The organism is Halomonas stenophila (genome assembly GCF_014192275.1).
GTDB lineage: Bacteria > Pseudomonadota > Gammaproteobacteria > Pseudomonadales > Halomonadaceae > Halomonas > Halomonas stenophila.
In genome coordinates this window covers 1-22,603 of sequence record NZ_JACHXR010000010.1, presented here as the reverse complement: position 1 = coordinate 22,603, position 22,603 = coordinate 1, and the positions used below count along the sequence as shown (strand labels likewise).

Below are 22,603 nucleotides of genomic sequence, written 5' to 3'. Positions count from 1 at the left end.
GCGGGCCTGAATGTTCCCCCTTGGAGATCCCATGATGCTTCCCGTTCTGGCGGTGGTGGCAGGCCTGATCCTGCTGGTATGGAGCGCCGAGCGCTTCATCGACGGTGCCGCCGCGACCTCTGCACGACTCGGCCTTTCCCCCCTGTTGATCGGCATGCTGGTGATCGGCTTCGGTACCTCGGCGCCGGAGCTGGTGGTCTCGGCCATCGCGGCCGGGCAGGGCAATCCCGGCCTGGCCCTGGGTAACGCCTACGGCTCGAACATCGCCAATATCGGCCTGATCCTGGGCCTGGTGGCGCTGATCTCGCCGCTGGCGGTACATTCGGGTGTGGTCCGCCGGGAACTGCCGGTGCTGGGGGCCGCGACCCTGCTGTCGGCGCTGCTGCTGCTGGGCGGCGGCATCGCTCGCCTGGAGGGCGTGCTGCTGCTGGTGCTGCTGGGGGGATTCATGGCGGTCAGCGTCGTCAAGGGGCTGCGCGATGGCAGCGACCCCCTCTCCGCCGACACCGAGACCGATCTGGCGTCCCATCCCATGTCGCTGCGCGCGTCCCTGGCCTGGACGGGCATCGGCCTGGTGCTGCTGGTGGCGAGCTCCCGGCTGCTGGTCTGGGGGGCGGTGGCCATCGCCCAGAGCTTCGGCGTCAGCGACCTGATCATCGGCCTGACGGTGGTGGCCGTGGGCACCTCGCTGCCGGAACTGGCGTCCTCGCTGAGCGCCCTGCGGCGGGGCGAGCATGACCTGGTGCTCGGCAACGTGGTGGGCTCCAACCTCTTCAACACCCTCGGGGTGGTGGGGCTCGCCGCGGTGATCGCGCCCATCGACGCCGGCCGCGAGGTGCTGCTGCGCGACTGGAGCCTGATGACCGCCATGACCGTGCTGATGATGGTCTTCGCCATGGGCTGGCGGGGGCGGGCAGGGCGCATCAACCGCCTCGAGGGCGGGGCACTGCTGGCGATGTACACGGCCTATATCGGTTTCATGATCAGCCTGGTGGTCGGCAGCGCGACGGCCTGAGCCGGCCGGCTGCGACAACGCGACACAGCGCCCGGCACGGGCAAGACCTCGCCTCGTCCCGTGCCGGGGGTATGATGGCGGGGATTGCCTGAATGTGCGCTGGCCGGGTGACGCGCGAGCCCGCCATCCGTCGGGATTGGCTAGGCTGTTCAGGCACGACCGATGAATGCGGCAGGACGCTCCCGCGTCCGATGCACCGGGCACGGCCAGTGCCCGGTGCATCCTTGCCCCTTCGCCCGCAGGACCGAGGAGTGTCTCATGGAGCTAGATCCCCTGCTGTTGTCGCGGTTGCAGTTCGCCTTCGTGGTGTCCTTTCATGCCATCTTCCCGGTGTTCTCCATCGGCCTGGCATCCTATCTCGCCGTGCTCAATGGCCTCTTCTATCGTACCCAGAACCCCGCCTGGGAGCGCCTGGCGATCTTCTGGGCACGGGTCTTCGCCGTGGTGTTCGGCATGGGCGTGGTCTCGGGGATCGTGATGTCCTTCCAGTTCGGCACCAACTGGAGCAACTTCTCCCTCGCGGCCGCGAACTTCCTCGGACCGATGCTCAGCTATGAGGTGGTCACGGCCTTCTTCCTGGAGGCGGCCTTCCTCGGCGTGCTGCTGTTCGGCCGCGGCAAGGTGCCCCAGGGGGTGCATCTCTTCGCCTCGATCATGGTGGCCATCGGCACCTTCATCTCGGCCTTCTGGATCCTCGCCGCCAACAGCTGGATGCAGACGCCGGTGGGCATGGAACTGATCGACGGGCGCTTCCACGTCACCGACTGGAGCGAGGCGATCTTCAATCCCTCCTTCCCCTATCGCTTCACCCATATGGTGCTGGCGTCCTTCCTCACCGGGGGCTTCGTGGTGGCCGGCGTCAGCGCCTGGTACCTGCTGATCGACCGCGACGTCGAGGCCAACCGCAAGGCCTTCTCCATGTGCCTGTGGTTGTTGCTGGTGCTGGCCCCGACCCAGGCGGTGGTGGGGGACTTCCATGGCCTCAACACCCTGGAGCACCAGCCGACCAAGGTGGCGGCCATGGAAGGCAACTGGGAAACCCGGCAGGGCGCCCCCCTGCTGCTGTTCGCCTGGCCCGATCAGGAGGCCCAGGAGAATCGCTTCGAACTCGGCATCCCGGGGCTGGCCAGCCTGATCCTGACCCATCACCTGGACGGCGAGTTGCCGGGGATCAGTGAGGTGCCCCCGGCGGAACAGCCGCCGGTGTGGATCGTCTTCTGGTCCTTCCGCGTCATGGTGGGGCTGGGCTTCGCGATGATCGCCGTGGCGGTCGCCGGGCTCTGGCTGCGCCTCAAGGGGCGGCTCTTCGGGCTCCATGCGCATCGCGGCTACCTGCAACTGATGCGGCTGATGTCGGTGACGCCCTTCCTGGCCGTGCTCGCCGGCTGGTTCGTCACCGAGACCGGCCGCGCCCCCTGGCTGGTCTACGGCATCATGAGCCAGGCCGAGGCCGTGACCCCCTCGCTGACCGGGGGCATGGCGCTGTTCACCCTGGTCGGCTATGGCCTGGTCTATGCCGTGGTGTTCTGGGCCGGGGTGCTCTACCTGACCCGGGTGGTCCGCCAGGGCATGCTGCCCGAGGCGCCCCACGAGGACGAGGTCGAGCGGCCCAAGCGCCCCCTCTCCGCCGCCCACGTGCCCTTCGAAGACGCCGCCAGCCACCCGGGGAGGAGCTGAGCCATGGAAATGTTCGATCTGTCGCTGATCTGGGCCGCCATCATCGGCTTTGGCGTGATCATGTACGTGCTGATGGACGGCTTCGACCTGGGCGTGGGGATCCTCTTCCCCTTCGCCCCGGACGAGGGCAGCCGGGACGTGATGATGAACTCGGTGGCGCCGGTGTGGGACGGCAACGAGACCTGGCTGGTGCTGGGTGGGGCCGGCCTGCTGGCGGCCTTCCCGCTGGTCTATGCGGTCTTCCTGCCGGCGCTCTATATCGGCGTCTTCCTGATGCTGGCCGGGCTGATCTTCCGCGGCATCGCCTTCGAGTTCCGCTTCAAGTCCCACCGCAACCGCCGCTGGTGGAACCGCGCCTTCTGCTGGGGCTCGGCGGTGGCCGCCTTCGCCCAGGGCGCGGTCGTGGGCACCTATATCCAGGGCTTCGCCGTGGAGGACTTCGTCTATGTCGGCGGGCCCCTGGACTGGCTCACGCCCTTTACCATCCTCACCGGGGTCGGCCTGATGGCGGGCTATGCCCTGCTCGGCGCCACCTGGCTGATCATGAAGAGCGAGGGCCATACCCAGGACTGGGCCTACCGGCTGGCCCCGCGGCTGCTGCTGGCGGTGCTGGCGGTGTTCGCCGTCATCAGCCTGTGGACGCCCTTCGTCGACGATTACGTGCGTGACCGCTGGTTCGGCCAGCTGCACCTGATCTGGATCTTCCCGGCGTTGGCGCTGGCCAGTGCGGCCTGGCTGTGGCGCTCGGTGCAGGAGCGCCGCGAGGGCCAGCCGTTCATCGCCACCCTGGGGCTGTTCGTCTTCACCTACCTGGGACTGGTGGTGAGCAAGTGGCCGGTGATCGTGCCGCCGGACTACACCCTCTGGGAGGCCGCCTCGGCGCCGGAATCCCAGCTCTTCCTGCTGCTCGGGATGCTCTTCGTGATTCCCATCGTGCTGGCCTATACCGCCTGGACCTACTGGATCTTCCGCGGCAAGGTCCGGGAGGGCGAGGGGTATCACTGAGGCCACCGAGACGCTCACCGCCCGCCGCTGGCTGGCGCGCCTGGCGCACGCCGAGCGCCGGTGGCTGGCCCTGGCGGTGGCCGCCGGGCTCGTCGCCGGCGGCCTGACCGTCGCCCAGCTGACCCTGCTGGCCTGGCTGGTGGCGGCCCTGCTGGTGGACGGCACGCCGCTTTCGGCCCTGGTGCCGGGCTTTCTGGCGCTGGCGGCGCTGCTCGTGTTGCGGGCCCTGGCCCAGTGGGGCCAGGACGCCGCCGGGCTCGCCGCCAGCCTGCGCCTGCGGACCCGGGCCAGGGCGCAGCTGCTCGACCACCTGGCGGAGCTGGGGCCCGTGGGCGTCGCCGGCCACCACACGGCCAGTCTCGCCAACCGGGTCGTGGACCAGGTCGAGGCCCTGGACGGCTATGTGGCCCGTTTCCTGCCCCAGCGTCAGCTGGCCGTGGCCATGCCGCTGCTGATCCTCGCCGTGGTGGCCTGGCTGGACTGGCTGGCGGCGCTGTTCCTGCTGCTCGCCGCACCGCTGATCCCGCTGTTCATGGCCCTGGTCGGCATGGGGGCCGAGCGGCTCAACCGCGAGCAGTTCGACGCCGTCTCGCGGCTGTCGCGGCATTTCATCGATCGGGTGCGGGGCCTCACCACCCTGCAGCTGTTCGGCCACACCCGGGCGGCCACCCGCGAGGTGCATGCCGCCGCCGACGACTATCGGCGTCGCAGCATGCGCACCCTGCGCCTGGCCTTCCTGTCCTCGGCGGTCCTCGAGTTCTTCGCAGCCGTGGCCATCGCCATGGTGGCCATCTACGTGGGCTTCGGCCTGCTGGGCTATATCGGCTATGGCCCGGCGGACGCGCTGACCCTGTTCAGCGGGCTCCTCGTGCTGCTGCTGGCCCCGGAATTCTTCCAGCCGCTGCGCAGCCTCGCCCAGCACTACCACGACCGGGCCGCGGCCCTGGGCGCCGCCGAGGGCCTGGTGGCCCTGCTGGCGGAGCGGCCACGCCGGCCCCCGGATGCCAGGGAGGCGATGCCCCAGGCCCCCGGGGGCCTCGTCGAGCTCGTCGGCGCCGGCGTCTCGCACCCCGAGCGGGGGCGGGTGCTGGGCCCCCTGGACCTGACGCTCGCCCGGGGCGAGATCGTCGGGGTGAGCGGGCCCTCGGGGGCCGGCAAGTCGACGCTGCTGCAACTGCTGGCGGGCTTCGTCGGGCCCTCCGAGGGCGCGCGGCGGGTGGCGGCGGACCATGCCTTCGCGTGGATGGACCAGCGCCCGGTGCTGATCCACGGCAGCCTCGCCGACAACCTGCGCCTGGCCGCGCCCGAGGCCGACGAGGACGCCCTGCGTCACGCCCTCGAGCGGGCCGGGCTCGGCGAGCTGCTGGCCGCCTTGCCCGCCGGGCTCGAGACGCGGCTCGGCGAGCGCGGCGTGGGACTCTCCGGGGGCCAGGCCCAGCGCCTGGCCCTGGCTCGGGTCTTCCTCTCGCCGGCGCCCCTGGTGCTCCTCGACGAGCCCACCGCCAGCCTGGATGCGGCCAGCGAGGCCCGGGTGCTGGAGGGGTTGGCCGCCCTGGCCGCGGAGGGGCGCACCCTGGTCATCGCCAGTCACCAGGCGGCCCCCCTGGCGCTGGCCCGGCGCGTCCTGCATCTGCACGAGGGCCGTGAGGCGGGAACGGTTCATGGCTGAGCCCTCGCGGCCCGGGTGGCGGGCCACCCTGGGGCCCTGGCTGCGCCTGCTGGGACGGCGACGACGTCGCCTGCTGGCCGGTGCCGGCCTGATGGCCCTGGCGCTGGCCTCGGCATTGGGGTTATTGGCCCTTTCCGGCTGGTTTATCACCGCCACGGGCCTGGCCGGCATCGCCCTGGCCGCCGGTGCCGCGCTGACGCTCGATGTCTATGTGCCCGGCGGGGGGATCCGCGCCTTCGCCCTGACCCGCACCGTGGCCCGTTACCTGGAACGCCTGTACAACCACGACACCGTGCTGCGCCTGCTGGCCGACCTGCGTGCCGGGATGTTCGCGGTCCTCGCCGACCTCGATGCCGCCCGCCTGGCCCGACGGCGGGCCAGTGACTGGCTGAATCGCCTGACCGCCGACATCGATACCCTGGACAGCCTCTTCCTGCGCCTGTTGGCGCCGGCGGCGGTGGCCCTGGCGGCGATCCTCGCCCTGGCCGGCTTCCTGGCGCTCTGGTCGCCGGCGGTGGGGGGCACGGTGGCCGCGGTGCTGGGCCTGGCCTGGCTGTGGCTGACCCTGGGCCAGGCGCGGCTGGGCCTGGCCGCCAGCCGGCGTCGCGTGGATGCGCTGGAGCGCCTGCGCGGGCGGGTGATCGAGCAGCTCCAGGGCCTCGCCGAGCTCGAGGCCTATGGCAGCCTGGCGGCCCATCGCCAGCGGCTCGAGGCCGTCGAGGCACGGCTCGCCGCCGACCACCGGCGGCTGGGGCTCGCCGCGGCGCTGGGCAACGCCCTGGCCGGACTGGCCACGGGGGCGACCTGGCTCGCCGCGCTGTGGCTGGCCGCCCGGGCCTGGCAGGGCGGCGAGCTGGCCGGGCCGGTGATGGTGATGATGCCCCTGGCCGTGCTGGCGCTGAACGAGGCCTTGACGGCCCTGCCCTCGGCCTTCACCCAGGCCGGCGCCACCCAGGCCGCCGCCGAGCGGCTGAATGCCCTGAGGGCCGCCCGCCGTCCACCGTCCTCCCCGGTCACGGCGTCGCTGCCCGAGGGGCCGCTGGCGGTCTCCCTGGAGCGGGTCGGCCTGCGCTATCCCGGCGCCCTGACCCCGGCCCTCGACGGGTTCGACCTGGCCCTCGCGCCGGGGGAGCGCCTGGCCCTGTATGGCGCCTCCGGGGCCGGCAAGTCGAGCGTGGCGGCATTGCTGACGCGCCAGCTCGTGCCGAGCGCGGGCCGCATGCGGCTCGCCGGCCGGCCGCTCGCCGCCATCGCCGAGGCCGACCTGCGGCGGCGCACGGCCTGCCTGACCCAGCTCACCGAGCTGTTCGACGACAGCCTGGCGGCCAACCTGCGCCTGGCCGACCCCTCGGCCGAGGAGGCGCGGCTCTGGGAGGTGCTGGCGGTGGTGGAACTGGCCGAGTGGGCCGATCGCCTGCCACGGGGGCTCGCCACCCGGGTGGGCGAGGGCGGCCGGCGGCTGTCCGGCGGCCAGGCCCGGCGCCTGTCGCTGGCTCGCCTGCTGCTGCGCGACCCGGGCCTGGTGATCCTCGACGAGCCCTTCGCGGGCCTGGACCGGGCCCTGGCCGAGCGACTGGCCGGGCGCCTGGACGCCTGGCTCCGGGGACGCAGCGTGCTCTACCTGGTGCATGCCCCGGGCACCGCCGATGGGCTGCTGCCGGGGGTGACGCGCCGCCTGGCGCTGGACACGGCAGCGCAACACGCCCTTTGCGCCCGGACGCGGAATCTTGGAGGATAGGGCAAAGGACCCTAGCGAGGTGAGCCATGCGGGATTTCCTCAAGCGCCTGCCCAAGGCCGAACTGCACCTGCATATCGAGGGGACCCTCGAGCCGGAACTGATGATGGCGCTGGCCGAGCGCAACGGCGTGTCGCTGCCCTACGCCTCGGTGGAGGCGATACGCGCCGCCTACGACTTCACCGACCTGCAGTCCTTCCTCGACCTCTACTTCCAGGGCATGAGCGTGCTGCGCACCGCCCAGGACTTCGAGGACCTGGCGATGGCCTACTTCCGGCGGGCCCACGACGAGGGGGTGGTGCACGTGGAGATGCACGTCGACCCCCAGGCCCACCTGGCCCGGGGCGTGGCGCTGGCCACGGTGATGGAGGGGCTGGGCCGGGCCAGGCGCCGGGCCGAGCGTGAGCTCGACCTGTCGACGGCGATGATCCTGGCCTTCCTGCGCGACCGGCCCGCCGACGAGGCCCTGAGGCTGCTGGAAGAGGCCGCCCCCTACTGGGAGACCCTGGACGCGGTGGGCCTGGACAGCGCCGAGCTCGGCAATCCTCCGGCGAAGTTCGCCGAGGCGTTCCAGCGGGCCAGGGCCCTGGGCCTGGCCCGGGTCGCCCATGCCGGCGAGGAGGGGCCGCCCGACTACATCCTCGAGGCCCTGGACACCCTGGACGTCTGCCGCATCGATCACGGCGTGCGTTGCCTCGAGGATCCGACCCTGGTCGAGCGGTTGCGCGAGGAGGCCATGGTGTTGACCGTCTGCCCGCTCTCCAACCTGCGCCTCCAGGTGGTCGAGCGCATGGAGGACCACCCCCTGCCGCGGCTGCTGGAGGCCGGGCTGACCCTGACCCTGAACTCCGACGATCCCGCCTACTTCGGCGGCGGCGTGCTGGACAACTTCCTGGCCTGCCGCCGGGCCTTCGGCTGGTCCCGGGAGGTCTTCCTCGACCTGGCCGGCAACGCCATCGAGGCGGCCTTCATGCCCGAGGCGCGCCGCACCGAGCTGCGTCGCCGCCTCGCGGCCTGCCGCTAAGCCCCGTCCCCCAGGCCCGCCGTCGGCCACAATCCGCCAAAAAAAGGGGCGACCCGCTGCCGGGTCGCCCAAGGTCTACACCCCATCTTGCTCGGTGATCAGGCGCCGACGGGCGCCGTCGCCTCCGCTGCGTGGGCGTCACGACGATGCACGCAGCGGCCGTCCGCCCAGGTGGCCAGCACGGCCCGGTCGTCGCCGAGCATCATCAGCGCGAACAGGCGCTCGGCCAGGGTCCGGCAATGGGCGGTGCGCCGGGCCAGCAGCGGGGTGGCCTCGGGATCGAGGACCACGATGTCGGCCTCGCCCCCCTCGCGCAGCCGACCGACCTGGCCGTCCAGGTGCAGCGCCCGGGCATTGCCGAGGGTCAGGCGGTAGAAGCCCTGCCAGGCGGTCAGCGGCTGGCCGAGCAGCTGGCCGACCTGGTAGGCGGCCTTGAGGGTAGCCAGGCCCGAGAGATCGGTGCCGCCGCCCACGTCGCTGGCCAGGCTGGTGGCGAGTCCCGCCTCCCGGCAGGCCTGGCGGTCGAACAGGCCGCTGCCGAGGAAGAGGTTGGAGGTGGGGCAGAAGGCGATGCTGGCCCCGGCACCGGCCAGCCGCCGGCGCATCCCCTGGTCCAGGTGGATGCCATGGGCGAAGGTGCTGCGCGGGCCCACCAGCCCAAAGCGCTCGTAGACGGCCAGGTAGTCCTCGCATTCCGGGAACAGCTCGGCGACCCAGGCGATCTCGCCCTGGTTCTCGGACAGGTGCGTCTGCAGGTGCAGGTCGGGGGCATTGCGCAGCACGGCGCCGGTGGCCTCGAGCTGCTCACGGCTCGAGGTGGGGGCGAAGCGCGGCGTCAGGCTGTAGCCCAGGCGCCCCTTGCCGTGCCAGTCACCGATCAGCCGTTCGCTGTCGGCGAGCCCGCCCAGGGTGTCGTCCACCAGGCCCTCCGGGGCATGGCGGTCCATCAGCACCTTGCCGGCCAGCATGCGCAGGCCGCGACGCCTGGCGGCGGCGAAGAAGGCGTCCACCGACCCCGGGTGGGAGGTGCAGAACACCTGGGCGGTGGTGGTGCCGACCCGCAGCGACTCGTCGAGGAAGGCCTCGGCCACGGCCTCGGCATGGGCGCGCTCGGCGAAGCGGCACTCCTCGGGGAAGGTGTAGTCGTTCAGCCAGTCGAGCAGCTGGCGGCCGTAGGAGGCCATGATGTCGAGCTGCGCATAGTGCACATGGCTGTCGATGAAGCCCGGCAGCATCAGCTTGCCCGAATAGTCCACCACCTCGAGGCCCGCCGGCAGGTGGGGTGCCAGGGTGGCGTAGTCGGAGACGGCGCGGATATGGCCGTCGACCAGCCAGAGGGCGCCGTCCTCCAGGTAGCGTACGCTGTCCGGCGTCGGGGTGTCGCCATCGCCGGGGTCGGCGTCGAAGCTCAGCAGGGGACCGCGCAGGACGCGCATATGGGAACGTGGGTCGGTCATGAATCTCTCCGGTGGGCGCCGGGCAGGCCGGCGCTCAGTCACGTGACGGGGAAAAGGTCTCGCGCAGGGTCTCGGGGGACACGCCGCGGCGGTCCTGGCGCTCGCTCTCGGGCTTGAGGGTCAGCAGCTCCGCGGCCACGGCCAGGGCGATCTCGTAGGGGCGCTTGCCATGGGCGCCGGGCACGCCGATGGGGCAGCGCACCGTCGCCAGCGCCGCCTCGCCGTGACCCGCGTCCGCCAGCCGGCGGCGGAAGCTCGCCCACTTGCTCTGCGAGCCGATCAGGCCGAGGGAGGCGCAGTCGCCGCGCCGGAGCAGGGTGTCGACCAGGGCGCGATCCTCGGCGTGATCATGGGTCATCACCAGGGCATGGCAGCCGGCGGGCAGGGTGTCCACGGCGGCGGCCACGTCCGGACCCTCGGCGCCCGGGGCGATGCGCTGCCGGCGCACGCGCTCCCCCTCGACTGCCGTGGCCGGGAAGGCGTCCTCGCGGCTGTCGAACCACAGCACCCGCCAGGGCAGGGGGGCGAGCACCTCCACCAGGGCCTGGCCCACATGGCCGGCGCCGAACAGCGCCACGCACATCTCGGCGCCGGCGAACAGCTCGATCAGCACGTGCACGTAGCCGCCGCAGCACTGCCCGGAACGCCCGCCGAGCGGGAAGGCCTCCAGCCGCGTGCCGGCCTGGCCCGCGGCCAGCGCCTCCCGGGCCGCCTCGATGACCTGCCACTCGAAGGTGCCGCCGCCCAGGGTGTCGTGGACGCCATCCTCGGTGATCACCATCTTGGCGCCGGGCTCCCGGGGCGTGGAGCCGGCCACCCCCACCACGCTGGCCAGCGCGTGGGGCCGGGCCTCGCGCTGCAGGCGGTCCAGCGCCGCGTGCCAGGCTTCAGGCCGGTGCATGGTCGGGCCTCGCGGCGGGCGCTTGCTGGGCCTGGCGCAGGGCCTCGGCGGCCATCAGCACCCGCTCGGGCGTCGCCGGGGTGTCCAGCGCCGGGCTCACCCGGTAGTCGGCGAGGCTCGCCAGGGCATCGCGCAGCGCCGACCACACCGAGATCGCCAGCATGAAGGGGGGCTCGCCCACCGCCTTGGAGCGATAGATGCTGGCCTGGGAGTTGGGGTGGCCCTGGAGCAGCTCGACGTTGAAGGTCTCGGGCAGGTCGCCGAAGGCCGGGATCTTGTAGGTGGCCGGACCGTCCGAGACCAGGCGCCCGGCGTCGTTCCAGATCAGCTCCTCGCTGGTCAGCCAGCCCATGCCCTGGATGAAGCCGCCCTCGATCTGGCCGATGTCGATGGCCGGGTTCAGGGAATCGCCCACGTCGTGGAGGATGTCGGCCCGGGCCAGGCGGTATTCGCCGGACAGGGTGTCGACTTCCACCTCGGCCACGGCGGCGCCGTGGGCGTAATAGTAGAAGGGCCGGCCGCGGCCGGTGGCGCGGTCGTAGTGGATCAGCGGGGTGGCGTAGAAGCCCTTCTCGGACAGCGACACTCGACCCAGGTAGGCCGCCTGGACCAGCTCGCCCCAGGGGATGCGACGCTCGGCCTCGCCAATGCCGGCCACCAGCTGGCCGTCCTCCAGGCGCATGCTCTCGCGGTCGAGCCCACCGGCCTCGCGGTCGAAGTGGGCGCTGGCGAAGTCGAACAGCCGCTCGCGCAGCCTGCAGGCCGCGTCCCGGGCCGCCTGGCCGTTGAGGTCGGCGCCGCTGGAGGCGGCGGTGGGCGAGGTGTTGGGCACCTTGTCGGTGCGGGTGGCGCTGATGCGCACCCGCTCCAGGTCCAGGCCCAGCTCCCGGGCCACCACCTGGCAGACCTTGGTGTGCAGGCCCTGGCCCATCTCGGTGCCGCCGTGGTTGATCATCACGCTGCCATCGGTGTAGACGAGCAGCAGGGCGCCGGCCTGGTTGAGGTGCTGGACGGTGAAGGAGATGCCGAACTTCACCGGGGTCAGCGCCAGGCCCTTCTTGACGATCGGGCTTCGCGCGTTGAAGGCGGCGATCTCGCGGCGGCGGTTCCAGTAGTCGCTGCTGGTCTCGAGCTGGGCGACGATGTCATGCAGCAGGCCGAGCTGCTCGACCCGCTGGCCGTAGTGGGTGACGTCCCGGCCCTGGCGATAGAGGTTGCGCTGGCGGATGGTCAGCGGGTCCTCGCCCAGGTGACGGGCGATGTCGTCCATGGCGCGCTCGATGATCATCATCCCCTGGGGGCCGCCGAAGCCGCGGAAGGCGGTGTTGGAGGCCTTGTGGGTCTTGGCCCGCTGGCCGGTGACCCGGGCGTCGCCCAGCGAGTAGGCGTTGTCGGAGTGGAACATGGCGCGGTCGACGATGGCGTCGGACAAATCCGGCGAATAGCCGCAGTCGCCGATCACCGTGATCTCGCCGCCGGCCAGCACCCCCTGGTCGTCGAAGCCCAGGCGATAGCGGTTGTGGAAGGGGTGACGCTTGCCGGTAGCGCGGCTGTCCTCGGCCCGGGGCAGGCGGATCCTGGTGGCGCGCCCGGTGCGCCGGGCGACCAGGGCGGCGATGCAGGCCCAGGGTGAGGCCTGGGTCTCCTTGCCGCCGAAGCCGCCGCCCATGCGGCGCATCTCCATGGTCACCGCATGGAAGGGGATGCCCAGCACCTCGGCGACCAGCTTCTGGGTCTCGCTGGGGTGCTGGTTGGAGGTGTAGACCATCACCCCCTCGTCCTCGCTGGGCTGGACCAGGCAGGCCTGGCCCTCGAGGTAGAAGTGCTCCTGGCCGCCGACGAACTGCTCGCCCTCCAGCACGTGGGGGGCATCGGTCAGCGCCCGGCGCCAGTCGCCGCGCTCGTGGGTATGGGTGGGGCGCACGAAGTCCTCGCGCTCGGCGGCGGCGACCGGGTCCAGGGAGGCCGGCTGCTCGTCGATCTCGACCACCGCCGCCTGGACCGCCAGGCGGGCGGCCTTGTGGCTCTCGGCGGCCACGGCGAACAGGCACTGGCCGACGTAGCTGATCTCGTCATCGGCGAACAGGGGATCGCCGGGAAAGACCGGGCCGATGTCGGTATGGCCCGGGACGTCGGCCAGGGTGATGACGTCCACCACGCCGGGGGCGGTCCTGACCTTCTCGAGGTCGAGGCGGGTCAGCCGGCCGTGGGCCACCGGCGACAGGCCCAGGGCCACGTGCAGGGTGCCGGCGGGGCTCGGGATGTCGTCGATGTAGGCGGCGCGACCGGTCACGTGCTTGATGGCGCTCTCGTGGGCCCGGGAAGTGCCCGCGCCACCCTGAGGATCGACGGTCTCGCGGGCCAGGGGCGCGTCCCCCTGGTTGCGCCGGGTCTTGTCGCGGGGCAGGTCGAGTTCAGTGAGCGTACGCATCGAGGGTCACCTTGGTCGCAGGGTTGTTGTTGTCGGCATCGGCCGCGATCATCAGGCGCAGCCGCTCGAGCAGGTTGCCGGCGGCGAGGCGGCGGTAGTCGGCGCTGCCGCGCACATCCGACATGGGCGTCAGTTCCTCGGCGAGCGCGGCGCGGGCCTCGGCGAAGGCGGTGGCGTCCGGGGCCCGGCCCTCCAGGGCCGCCTCGGCAGCGGGGGCCCGACGCGGGATCGCCGCCATGCCGCCGAAGGCCAGATGGACGTCGCGCATCACGCCCTCCTCGAGTCGCCAGGCGAAGGCGGCGAGCACCGCCGAGATGTCGTCCTCCCGACGCTTGGACAGTTTCCAGACCTTGAGATTCTGCTCGGCACTCGGCCGCGGCAGGAAGACGCTGGCGATGAATTCGTCCTCGGCCAGCGCCGTGCGCTTGTAGTCGAGGAAGAAGTCCGCCAGGGGCAGCTCCCGGCTGCCCCGCGGGCCGTCGAGACGCAGCCGGGCATCGAGAGCCAGCAGCACCGGCGGGGTGTCGCCGATCGGCGAGGCGTTGGCGATGTTGCCGCCCAGGGTGGCGCGGTTGCGGATCTGCGAGGAGGCGAAGCGGTGCATCAGGTGCTCGAAGGCCGGGTAGGGCTCGGCGAGCAGCGGCGTCAGTCGCGCCAGGGTCACGGTGGCACCGATCCACCAGCCGTCGGCGGTTTCCTCGATGGCGTTCAGCTCGGCGACCTGGCGCACGTCGATGATGTCGTCCAGCGCCTTGAGCTGCTGGGTGGTCTCGAGCCACAGGTCGGTGCCGCCGGCGACCAGCCGGGCGCCGGGACGCTTGGCCTTGAGCGCGCGCAGGGCGGCGAGGTCCTGGGGGGCCACGTAGTGGCCCCCGGCGGCCGGCTCCCCGTTGCGCGGGCGGCGCAGCCAGGCGACGTTGCCGCCCAGTTGGGGATCCTCGGCCCACTCGGGATCGGCCGCCGGGTAGTCGCCCATGGTCAGGGCGGCGTCACGGATCGGTCGGTAACCGGTGCAGCGGCAGAGGTTGCCGCCCAGGGCCTCCTCCAGGCGCGCCTGGGTCAGCGGGGCCGGCTGGCGGCGCTGGTTCTCGTAGAGGGTGAACAGCGACATCACGATGCCCGGCGTGCAGAAGCCGCACTGGCTGCCGTGGCAATCGACCATGGCCGCCTGGGCGGGATGCAGGGTGTCACCCCGCGCCAGCCCTTCCACGGTGACCAGATGGCAGCCGTCGAGCTGATGGGCCGGCGTGATGCAGGCGTTGGCGTTGTGGTAGACGAGCTCGCCGCTGGTGTCGGGCTCGCCGATGGCCACGGTGCAGGCACCGCAATCCCCGGAGGCACAGCCCTCCTTGGTTCCGGTCTGGCCGAGTCGTGTGCGCAGCAGCTCGAGGAGGCTGGTGTCGGCGGTCACGTCAGTGCAGTGCTGCCGCTTGCCGTTGAGGTAGAAGTCGATCATGGCCGGCTCCGTTTGTGGTTGTGTTGGCCGAAGGACAAGGGGATGAATTGATTCTTGACCATGTGGTCAGCTTTCGCAAGCGCCGGGAGCGATTTTTTTCTCCGGGCCGCCGAATTGCCTTGGTCCCGGCCTCTCAGGCAAGCTTTCGCCCCATGACCGGTTCGAACAGCGAGGGCCCATGGCCAAGGTAGACAACATCAGCGAACAGGAAGGGGGCGCCATCCGGCGGCGCAACGAGCGAGCGATCCTGGCGGCGGCGGAGCGAGTCTTCGCCCGCCATGGCTACCGCGGGGCCAGCCTGCAGGAGATCGCCGAGCAGGCGGGGCTGCCCAAGTCCAACGTCCTCTACTACATGGGCAGCAAGCGCAAGCTCTACGTCCGGCTGCTCGAGAGGATGATGGAACGCTGGAACGCCATGCTCGACGACATCTCGCCGGAGGATGACCCGGCCGAGGTGCTCTCGGCCTTCATCCGTTCCAAGATGCAGATCTCGCGTCGTCACCCGGAGGGCTCGCGGCTGTTCGCCAGCGAGATCCTCGGCGGGGCGCCCTTCCTCCAGGAGTACCTCAGCGGCGAGCTGCGCGACTGGGTGCAGAGCCGGGCCGCGGTGTTCCGGGAGTGGGCCGATCGGGGCCTGATGGACCCGGTCGACCCGATCTGGCTGATCTTCCTGATCTGGTCCTCGACCCAGCACTACGCCGACTTCGAGGCCCAGGTGTTGGGCATCACCGGTCGCGACGCGCTCAGCGACGAGGACCTGGAGAAGATCACCGAGTTCCTGACCCGGGTGGTCATCAAGGGCTGCGGGGTGAGGCACCCCGCGCCCCGGGCCGAGGATCCGGCGACCCTCACTGAGCGGTGAGCAGCATCAGCACCGACAGCGCCGCACTCACCCACATGGCCGGCTTGATCTCGCCCAGACGACCGGTCAGCGCCTTGATCAGCACGAAGCTCATGAAGCCGAAGGCGATGCCCAGGGTGATGGAGTAGGTCAGCGGCATCAGGATGATCGCCAGGAAGGCCGGCAGGGCCTGATCGAAGTGCTGCCAGTCGATCTTGCCGATGGGCGCCATCATGAACAGGCCGACCAGCACCAGCGCCGGCGCGGTGGCGATGCCCGGTACCAGCGACAGCAGCGGCGACAGGAACAGGAAGGGCAGGAAGAGCAGGGCGATGACCACCGCCACCAGGCCGGTGCGCCCGCCCTGGGCCACCCCGGCGCCGGACTCGATGAAGGTCTGGGCGGCGCTGGTGCCGAGCGGCGCGGCGATCATCGAGGCGAAGGCATCCACCGTCATGGAGCGCTTCAGGTTGCGCGGGTTGCCGTCCTTGTCCTTGAGGTTGGCGGACTCGGACAGGGCCATGAAACAGGACAGGGCATCGAAGAAGTTGGTGAACAGCATCACGAAGATGAACGGCAGGTAGGCCACCTTGAGGGCGCCGACGATATCGACCTGCATCACCGCGCCGAAGTCCGGCCAGGCGGCCAGGCCGTTCCAGGCCACCATGACCTCGTCGCCCCACAGCCGGCCCATGGGCGCGGCCAGCAGGGTGGTCAGGGCGATGCCCATGATCAGGGCGCCGTTGAAGCGCAGGATGACGAACACGCCGGTGGCCACCAGGCCGAGGAAGAAGGTCGCGAGGCTCGCATCCATGTTGCCCAGGGTGACCAGGGTGGCGTCGCTGCCGATGATGAAGCCGGCGTTCTGCAGCCCGATGAAGGTGATGAACAGCCCGATGCCGCAGGTGATGGCGTAGCGCAGCGATAGCGGGATGGCCTCGATGATCGCCTTGCGCACGTTGAACATGGCCAGCACGGCGAACATCACCCCGGACCAGAAGACGCAGCCCAGGGCCACCTGCCAGGTCAGGCCGGCGCCCAGCACCAGGGTATAGGTAAACAGGGCGTTCATGCCCATGCCCGGCGCCACCAGGATGGGATTGCGGGCATAGAGGCCCATGGCCAGGCTGCTCATGAAGCTGATCAGCACCGTGGCCGAGAGGGCGGCGGAGAAGGGGATGCCGGCGTCGCTGAGCACGGCGGGGTTGACCACGATGATGTACATGCCGGCCAGGAAGGTGGCGATGCCGGCGAGTATCTCGGTCTTGAGGGTGGAGCCACGGCGGCTGACGCCGAAATAGGTGTCCAGCCACGGAGCCGGAGCGGCCTGCGGGACATCGCCCGCCGTGACGTCCGTGGGGCGGGCAGAGGAGGAATGTTGCATGCGTCTTACCTTTGTTGTTGGTCGGCATGGAGACGGAATCCCGACAACTTGACCTTTTGGTCAGGTTGTCGGTGTTCAAGACTAGTCAACAAGTCGGCGACTAGGCAACAGTCAGGGTGATTTTTGTATACGATTAAGCAGGTGCCGATGCGCCACCATGGGAGACCGATGCCACCATGAACGATGAGGGAGCCTCGCCGACGGCCTTGCCCATCGAGGCCCGCCTGGCCGAGATCCGCCAGGCGCTGGCCAGCCATGCCCGGGCCCTGCTGGTGGCCGAGCCCGGGGCCGGCAAGACCACCCGGGTCCCGCTGGCCCTGCTCGAGGCCGAGTGGTGTCGGGGCCGACGGCTGTTGCTGCTGGAGCCGCGTCGGGTGGCGGCCCGGCTGGCCGCGGGGCATATGGCCGACCTGTTGGGAGAGACGGTCGGCGAGACCGTGGGCTATCGCATGCGCGGCGAGTCCCGGGTGGGGCCGGCCACCCGGCTCGAGGTGGTGACCCAGGGGGTATTGACGCGCATGTTTCAGGACGACCCCCTGCTCGAGGGCGTGGCGGGCGTGATCTTCGACGAGTTCCACGAGCGCAGCCTCGAGGCCGACCTGGGACTGGCGCTGGCCCTGGACACCCAGTCGGTGCGCGACGACCTGCGCTTGCTGGTGATGTCGGCGACCCTCGATGTCGCCTCGCTCACCGCCGTGCTCGGCGAGGCCACGCCGGTGATCGACTGCCCGGGACGCCAGTTCCCGGTCGAGACCCGTTACCGCCCGCCCCGGGCCCGGGACGACGCGGCCCGCCACCAGGCGGCGGTGGTGGCCGAGGCCCTGGCAGCGGATGACGGCGACGCCCTGGTGATCCTGCCCGGCGTCGGCGAGATCCGCCGGCTGGCCCGGGAGCTGTCGACACGGGCCCCGCACCTGACGGTGATGGAGCTGCATGGCCGCTTGCCCCTGGCGACCCAGCGCCGGGCGCTGCGGCCGGACCCGCAGGGGCGCCGCCGGGTGGTGCTGGCCACCGCCATCGCCGAGTCCAGCGTGACCGTGGACGGGGTACGGCTGGTCATCGATGCCGGCCGCGAGCGCCTGCCGGTGTTCCGGCCGCGTACCGGCCTGACCCGCCTGGAGACCCGGCGCGTCAATCGGGCCAGCGCCGACCAGCGCCGCGGGCGTGCCGGTCGCCAGGGCCCCGGCGTCTGCTATCGGCTGTGGGCGGAGGAGCAGCCGTTGGCCCCGGACCGTGAGCCGGAGATCCGCCAGGCCGACCTGGCGCCGCTGGCCTTCGAGCTGGCGCGCTGGGGGATCGCCGACCCCGCGGCCCTGACCTGGATCACGCCGCCGCCGGCGGGGGCGCTGTCCGCCGGGCGCGAGCTGCTGATCCGGCTCGGGCTCCTGGACGACGGCTATCGCCTGACCGCGCTGGGCCGGGCCTGTGCGCGCTGGCCCACCCATCCGCGCCTGGCGGTGATGCTGGAGCGGGCCGGCGAGCTCGAGGCGCAGGGCCTGGCCTGCGGCCTCGCCGCGCTGCTCGAGGGCCGCGACGCCGATGACGAGCGCGACCTGGCCGCCGCACTCGAGCGCCGCTTCGCGGCTCCCCGCGAGGACCGCGCCTGGCAGCGCGACGCCAGGCGGCTGGCGAGCCGCATGGGCTGCCGGCTCGAGGCGCCGAGCCTGGCCCCGCTGGGCGAATTGCTGGCCCTGGCCTGGCCCGAGCGCATCGCCCAGCGGCTCGCCCCCGGTCGCTTCCGGCTGGCCGGCGGCGGCCAGGCGACCCTGCCCGACGACCACCCCCTGGCCCACGCCGGGCTGCTGGTGGCGGTGGCCCTCGACGGCGAGGCAGGCGGCGGGCGGATCTTCCGGGCCGCGGCCCTTGACACGGAGCGCCTGCCGGCCCTGCACCCCGAGGCCGGCGAATGGCGCGAGCACCTCGAATGGTCCGATGAGGCGGGCCGGCTGGTCGGCGAGCGACGGCGCGGTCTCGGGGCGGTGGTGCTCGAGCGACGGCCCCTGCACGACCTGCCACCGGAGGCGGTGCGCCGGGCCCTGCTCGCGGCGCTGCGCCGCCGCGGCCTGCCCCTCGACGAGGCCGCCGAGCAGCTCCGCGGCCGGGTGGCGCTGCTGCGCCGCGAGCTGGGCGAGCCCTGGCCCGACTGGTCCGATGCCGCCCTGCTCGACGACCTCGAGGCCTGGCTCGGGCCCTACCTCGACGGGCTGACGCGCCTCGAGGCGGTGGAGCGATTGCCGTTCGCCCGAATCCTGCTCGATCATCTCGACTGGCCGCTGCGCTCGCGGCTCGACGAGCTGGCGCCGACCCATCTGGCGGTGCCCAGCGGCTCGCGGGTCCGGCTGGACTACCGCGGCGAGTTGCCGGTGCTGGCGGTCAAGCTCCAGGAGGTGTTCGGCTGGCGCGAGGCGCCGCGGCTGGTCGGCGGGCGGGTCGCGCCGCTGCTGCACCTGCTGTCGCCGGCGCGCCGGCCGCTGCAGGTGACCGCGGACCTGGCGAGCTTCTGGGCGAACGGCTATCCGGAGGTGCGCAAGGACATGCGGGGGCGCTATCCCAAGCACCCCTGGCCGGAGGACCCCTGGTCGGCCGAGGCCACCGCGCGCACTAAGCCGCGTTTCTAGGCGTGATCTGAAGTTGACCCGGTTTGGTGGACATCTGACCCTTTGAGAAGGAGGAGTCCACCATGCCCAAGTCCACTTCCCGTCAGCCGAGTAGAATACTCCATGACGAACTGGGTGGGATGACACCGTTTAGCCCAGGTGGACGGCACCACAGCCTAAGGCCTTGATGATCATGTCCGCCTGATTCCGGCTATCGAACTTGCGCAACAGACTGCGGATATGAAAGCGAATGGTAGGTTGGGACACGAAGAGTCGGTCGGCTAACTCAGCGGCGGTATTTCCTTCCAGCAGCCCCATGAGCACCCGGTTCTCTGCCTTGCTCAGCTGATAGGCTTGTTCCAGGTGAATGGTGGACGGCTGTGAAGCCCCCGGCGTGAGGATGAATATGATGCTGCCAGTGGCTCTCCCTAACCAGTCGACTTGCGCCGGACTCGAACGCCAGGGAAAGCACAACGCAACCTTCTTGATGGTCTCATCGGTGAAGGGGATGAAGGCCTGAGCATCGGGGAGGCATGTCGCGAATTGCCGAGTGATGGCGTCGTATAACATCCGATTGGCCGCAGCATCGGGCAACCTCAGGTCCTGGTAGTCGGTAAGTTTGCGGGTTGCGCAAAGATATCTCTCGGCCAACGCATTGTGTTGCAGGACGCGTCCCCTTGCCGACAGCAGGAGGACAGCGGCCGATACCCGCTCCAAGGCGTCGAGAGCCAACCGCGATACACGAGTTGCCTCTACCAGCTGCAGGTTCAGCAAGAAGGCCCGGTTGAGGTGCGGCATCAGGGCTTTCATCAGCAAATGCTCATCCCGGCTAAACGGCGTGTCTTGCAGGCTTCTCACCACCGACACCCAGCCGCGATAGGCCGCATCCCTGTAGAAGAGTCCAGAATTGAAGTAGGTGTATCCCAGGGGTTTATAGAAATCCTCGTAGGGGTAGATCTCGGAAAGCTCGCGTTCTCCCCATAAGTCTTGGGACAGAAGAGAAGTCCCAGCCTCTTGCCTTTCCAAGACAGCCCCAAACTCATCATGCTCAATGATGTTGCTTTCGTAATGCGCAATCGATGAAGCATTCGCTCCATCGGTAAAAAAGAAACTAAAGCGGTGGTCGTGCCTGTCCTCGAGCGCCAGGTTGACACTGTGCCCACCGATCGTGCGCTTGATGTGCTGTGCCACTTCTGGCCACCGAGTTGCATCCGCCGCAGCGGAATAGATGTCATCGATAAGGGTAAGCACCGCCGCGTTCATCGTTAACCCTCAAAAATCAACCATATTTCAATGAGTTGGTCGTCATCATTGTTCTTGATTAAGTATTGTTCGCGAGAGGGTGATCCTTTTTTATCTTAGTTTAGGTTAGAACTATCCATCTGGATAGGGGTGGTTTGTTTTCGGTTATCTATGGTTTACATACCCATGGAGACTGGATGGATTGTCGAGCGATCCATTACCAGTCTCGTGGAGATATGGCTCTCCCGAAGGTGACGGTAGGTGATGTGGTCTCTTAACTTTATTCACTGAGATGGCATCAGTCTTAAGGCCAGGAGAGTATGCCACTTATTCATCACGTTGGCAGTGCTGGGAGGTCATCATGGCAAAGAAAAATGGCAATAACGGCAATGGCGGTCAGGGGGGAGGGAACTCCACTATCAATCAATCGCTCACTGTGGATGACGAGTACGCCGTCTCGGAGGATGCCTTGTTCGGCGGCCTCATCAGTGGTGTGACCTTCTTCGATGTCATGGGTAACGACCTGGATGACGGGGCCGGCGTTCTGTACTCCCTGGATACTGGGGAAGAAGGGGAGGATAGCGTCGTCGATCTCGAGGACGCCGACGTCAAGTACACCCTGGAGCAGATCGAGAGTCCCGAAGGGTACGATCCCGATCGCAGTGAACAAGGGGCACGGATCTGGATCACCGAGGACGCGACAGGCAACGAGGTGGTGGCCTATGACATCCGGCCGATCGCGGATGAGTTGCATGCCCTGGCCGAGGGCGAGACATGGACGGATTCCTTCATCTACGCCATTCAGGATGGGAACCGTCCGCTGAGCTGGGCCAGGGTCACCGTCACCGTCACCGGCAGCAATGATGCGCCGACGCTGGCCGCCGGGGTCGGCGCCGCCGCTGAGGACGGCGCGGTCATCACGGTCGACCTGGCCACCCTGGGCGATGACGTCGACAGCGACGACGACGGCACCAGCCTCGGCTATGCCATCAGCACGGCCCCTGGCGAGGGCAGCGCCTCGATCAGCGGATCGACGCTGACCTTCGATCCGGGCAGCGATTTCCAGGACCTGGCCGAGGGCGAGACCCGCGAGGTGGTGATCGGCGTAACCGCCACCGACGCCCACGGCGCCACTGCCACCAACGACGTCACCGTCACGGTGACCGGGAAGAACGACGCGCCGGTCGCCATCGATAGCCTGGTGGCCACCAACCAGGACCGGGAGGCGTCGGGGTCGCTCACGGCCTTTGACCCGGATAACGGCGACCCACTGACCTTCACGCTGGAGACCGGGCCGGCGAAGGGCGCGGTGGCCATCGAGGCCGATGGAAGCTTCACCTATACCCCGGAGGTTGGTGAAAGCGGCGCGGACGACTTTCAGTTTATGGTGGTGGACGAGAGCGGAGAAGCCTCGATTGCCACCGTCACGGTCGATATCGCGTCCAGTATGTCTGGCGTTCCCGACGGCTATACGCAACTAGGCAGCGATCCGATCCATGTGGCCAATGTGTCAATTGACGATCTTTTCTCCGGCTTTCGGTCTCATGATATTGCCGCGTTACCGGATGGAGGCTATGTGCAGGTCTGGAGTTCCCAAGACGGCTCCGGTTGGGGCGTCTATGGTCAGCGCTATGCGGAAGATGGCACGGCAGTAGGATCGGAGTTCCTGATAAATACTCATACCTCTAATGATCAGAGGGATGTCGCCGTGACTTCGCTTGTCGATGGCGGCTTCGTGGTGACTTGGTCCTCAGATGATCAGGACGGCTCCGGTTGGGGCATCTACGGCCAGCGCTATGCCGCCGACGCCACGGCTGTAGGAAATGAGTTCCAGATCAATACAACCACCACCAGCAACCAACTTTATCCATCCATTGCCTCACTAGCCGATGGCGGCTTCGTGGCTGCTTGGGAGTCCTATAATCAGGATGGCTCCAGCTATGGTATCTACGGGCAGCGCTATGCCGCCGACGGCACGGCCGTGGCAGGGGAGTTCCAGATCAGTACATACACCCAGAGCTCTCAAGTATATCCCTCTGTGGCTTCCCTGAGCGATGGTGGCTTCGTGGTGATGAGTTATCGTCAAATCTGGTGGATGGCGGTCAGGCCGCATTCCTGTCTGATTGATCGGCTACCTGCTCCCCGTCCTGGAACTTGACGTTGCTGAC

General features: G+C 69.7%; 15 protein-coding genes. 9 read left to right on the top strand and 6 right to left on the bottom strand.

Features of this window, described 5'->3' with window-relative positions:
* The first annotated feature begins 31 nt into the window (after window positions 1–31).
* The 6 genes from FHR97_RS15130 to FHR97_RS15105 all read left to right on the top strand — a co-directional run bounded on the left by FHR97_RS15130 (window position 32) and on the right by FHR97_RS15105 (window position 8,126).
* Window positions 32–1,015, top strand: coding sequence for a calcium/sodium antiporter (locus FHR97_RS15130; protein WP_183384633.1), 984 nt, complete (start codon window positions 32–34; stop codon window positions 1,013–1,015).
* Between the two features lie 258 nt (window positions 1,016–1,273).
* Window positions 1,274–2,692, top strand: a complete 1,419-nt coding sequence (locus FHR97_RS15125) for a cytochrome ubiquinol oxidase subunit I (RefSeq protein WP_183384632.1) — start codon at window positions 1,274–1,276, stop codon at window positions 2,690–2,692.
* Window positions 2,693–2,695: 3 nt separating this feature from the next.
* On the top strand, window positions 2,696–3,697 hold the full coding sequence (cydB, locus tag FHR97_RS15120; RefSeq protein ID WP_183384631.1) for a cytochrome d ubiquinol oxidase subunit II: 1,002 nt from the start codon (window positions 2,696–2,698) through the stop codon (window positions 3,695–3,697).
* Window positions 3,690–5,366, top strand: a complete 1,677-nt coding sequence (gene cydD / locus FHR97_RS15115) for a thiol reductant ABC exporter subunit CydD (RefSeq protein ID WP_183384719.1) — start codon at window positions 3,690–3,692, stop codon at window positions 5,364–5,366. The genes cydB and cydD overlap by 8 nt, the downstream gene beginning before the upstream one ends.
* The gene (gene cydC, locus FHR97_RS15110) at window positions 5,359–7,104 is read left to right on the top strand and encodes a thiol reductant ABC exporter subunit CydC (protein ID WP_183384630.1); all 1,746 of its coding nucleotides are present in this window, start codon (window positions 5,359–5,361) and stop codon (window positions 7,102–7,104) included. The genes cydD and cydC overlap by 8 nt, the downstream gene beginning before the upstream one ends.
* 26 nt (window positions 7,105–7,130) lie before the next feature.
* On the top strand, window positions 7,131–8,126 hold the full coding sequence (locus tag FHR97_RS15105) for an adenosine deaminase (protein WP_183384629.1): 996 nt from the start codon (window positions 7,131–7,133) through the stop codon (window positions 8,124–8,126).
* 98 nt (window positions 8,127–8,224) lie between these two features.
* Here the strand turns inward: FHR97_RS15105 and guaD are convergent, their stop codons facing one another.
* From guaD to xdhA, 4 genes are read right to left on the bottom strand one after another with little or no spacing between them, the layout of a single operon-like run.
* Complete coding sequence (gene guaD / locus FHR97_RS15100) at window positions 8,225–9,583, bottom strand: guanine deaminase (protein ID WP_183384628.1); 1,359 nt, start codon at window positions 9,581–9,583, stop codon at window positions 8,225–8,227.
* Between the two features lie 34 nt (window positions 9,584–9,617).
* Window positions 9,618–10,484 (bottom strand): xanthine dehydrogenase accessory protein XdhC, encoded by an 867-nt coding sequence (gene xdhC, locus FHR97_RS15095; RefSeq protein ID WP_183384627.1) that lies wholly within the window; start codon window positions 10,482–10,484, stop codon window positions 9,618–9,620.
* On the bottom strand, window positions 10,471–12,915 hold the full coding sequence (gene xdhB / locus FHR97_RS15090; RefSeq protein ID WP_183384626.1) for a xanthine dehydrogenase molybdopterin binding subunit: 2,445 nt from the start codon (window positions 12,913–12,915) through the stop codon (window positions 10,471–10,473). Before xdhB ends, xdhC begins: the two co-directional genes overlap by 14 nt.
* A complete protein-coding gene (gene xdhA, locus FHR97_RS15085; protein ID WP_183384625.1) occupies window positions 12,899–14,371 on the bottom strand; it encodes a xanthine dehydrogenase small subunit in 1,473 nt (490 codons plus the stop codon). Before xdhA ends, xdhB begins: the two co-directional genes overlap by 17 nt.
* 178 nt (window positions 14,372–14,549) lie before the next feature.
* On the opposite strand from xdhA, the gene FHR97_RS15080 reads away from it, so the two are divergent.
* Complete coding sequence (locus tag FHR97_RS15080; protein ID WP_183384624.1) at window positions 14,550–15,233, top strand: TetR/AcrR family transcriptional regulator; 684 nt, start codon at window positions 14,550–14,552, stop codon at window positions 15,231–15,233.
* Here FHR97_RS15080 and FHR97_RS15075 read toward each other — a convergent pair.
* Window positions 15,220–16,596, bottom strand: a complete 1,377-nt coding sequence (locus tag FHR97_RS15075; RefSeq protein WP_246404062.1) for an NCS2 family permease — start codon at window positions 16,594–16,596, stop codon at window positions 15,220–15,222. The genes FHR97_RS15080 and FHR97_RS15075 overlap by 14 nt on opposite strands.
* Window positions 16,597–16,772: 176 nt before the next feature.
* On the opposite strand from FHR97_RS15075, the gene hrpB reads away from it, so the two are divergent.
* On the top strand, window positions 16,773–19,214 hold the full coding sequence (hrpB, locus tag FHR97_RS15070) for an ATP-dependent helicase HrpB (protein WP_183384623.1): 2,442 nt from the start codon (window positions 16,773–16,775) through the stop codon (window positions 19,212–19,214).
* 129 nt (window positions 19,215–19,343) lie between these two features.
* Here hrpB and FHR97_RS15065 read toward each other — a convergent pair whose 3' ends face one another.
* Window positions 19,344–20,456 carry a helix-turn-helix transcriptional regulator gene (locus FHR97_RS15065; RefSeq protein WP_183384622.1) on the bottom strand — a complete coding sequence of 371 codons (1,113 nt, stop codon included), beginning with the start codon at window positions 20,454–20,456 and terminating at the stop codon, window positions 19,344–19,346.
* Between the two features lie 340 nt (window positions 20,457–20,796).
* On the opposite strand from FHR97_RS15065, the gene FHR97_RS15060 reads away from it, so the two are divergent.
* The gene (locus FHR97_RS15060) at window positions 20,797–22,593 is read left to right on the top strand and encodes an Ig-like domain-containing protein (RefSeq protein WP_183384621.1); all 1,797 of its coding nucleotides are present in this window, start codon (window positions 20,797–20,799) and stop codon (window positions 22,591–22,593) included.
* Window positions 22,594–22,603: the final 10 nt, after the last annotated feature.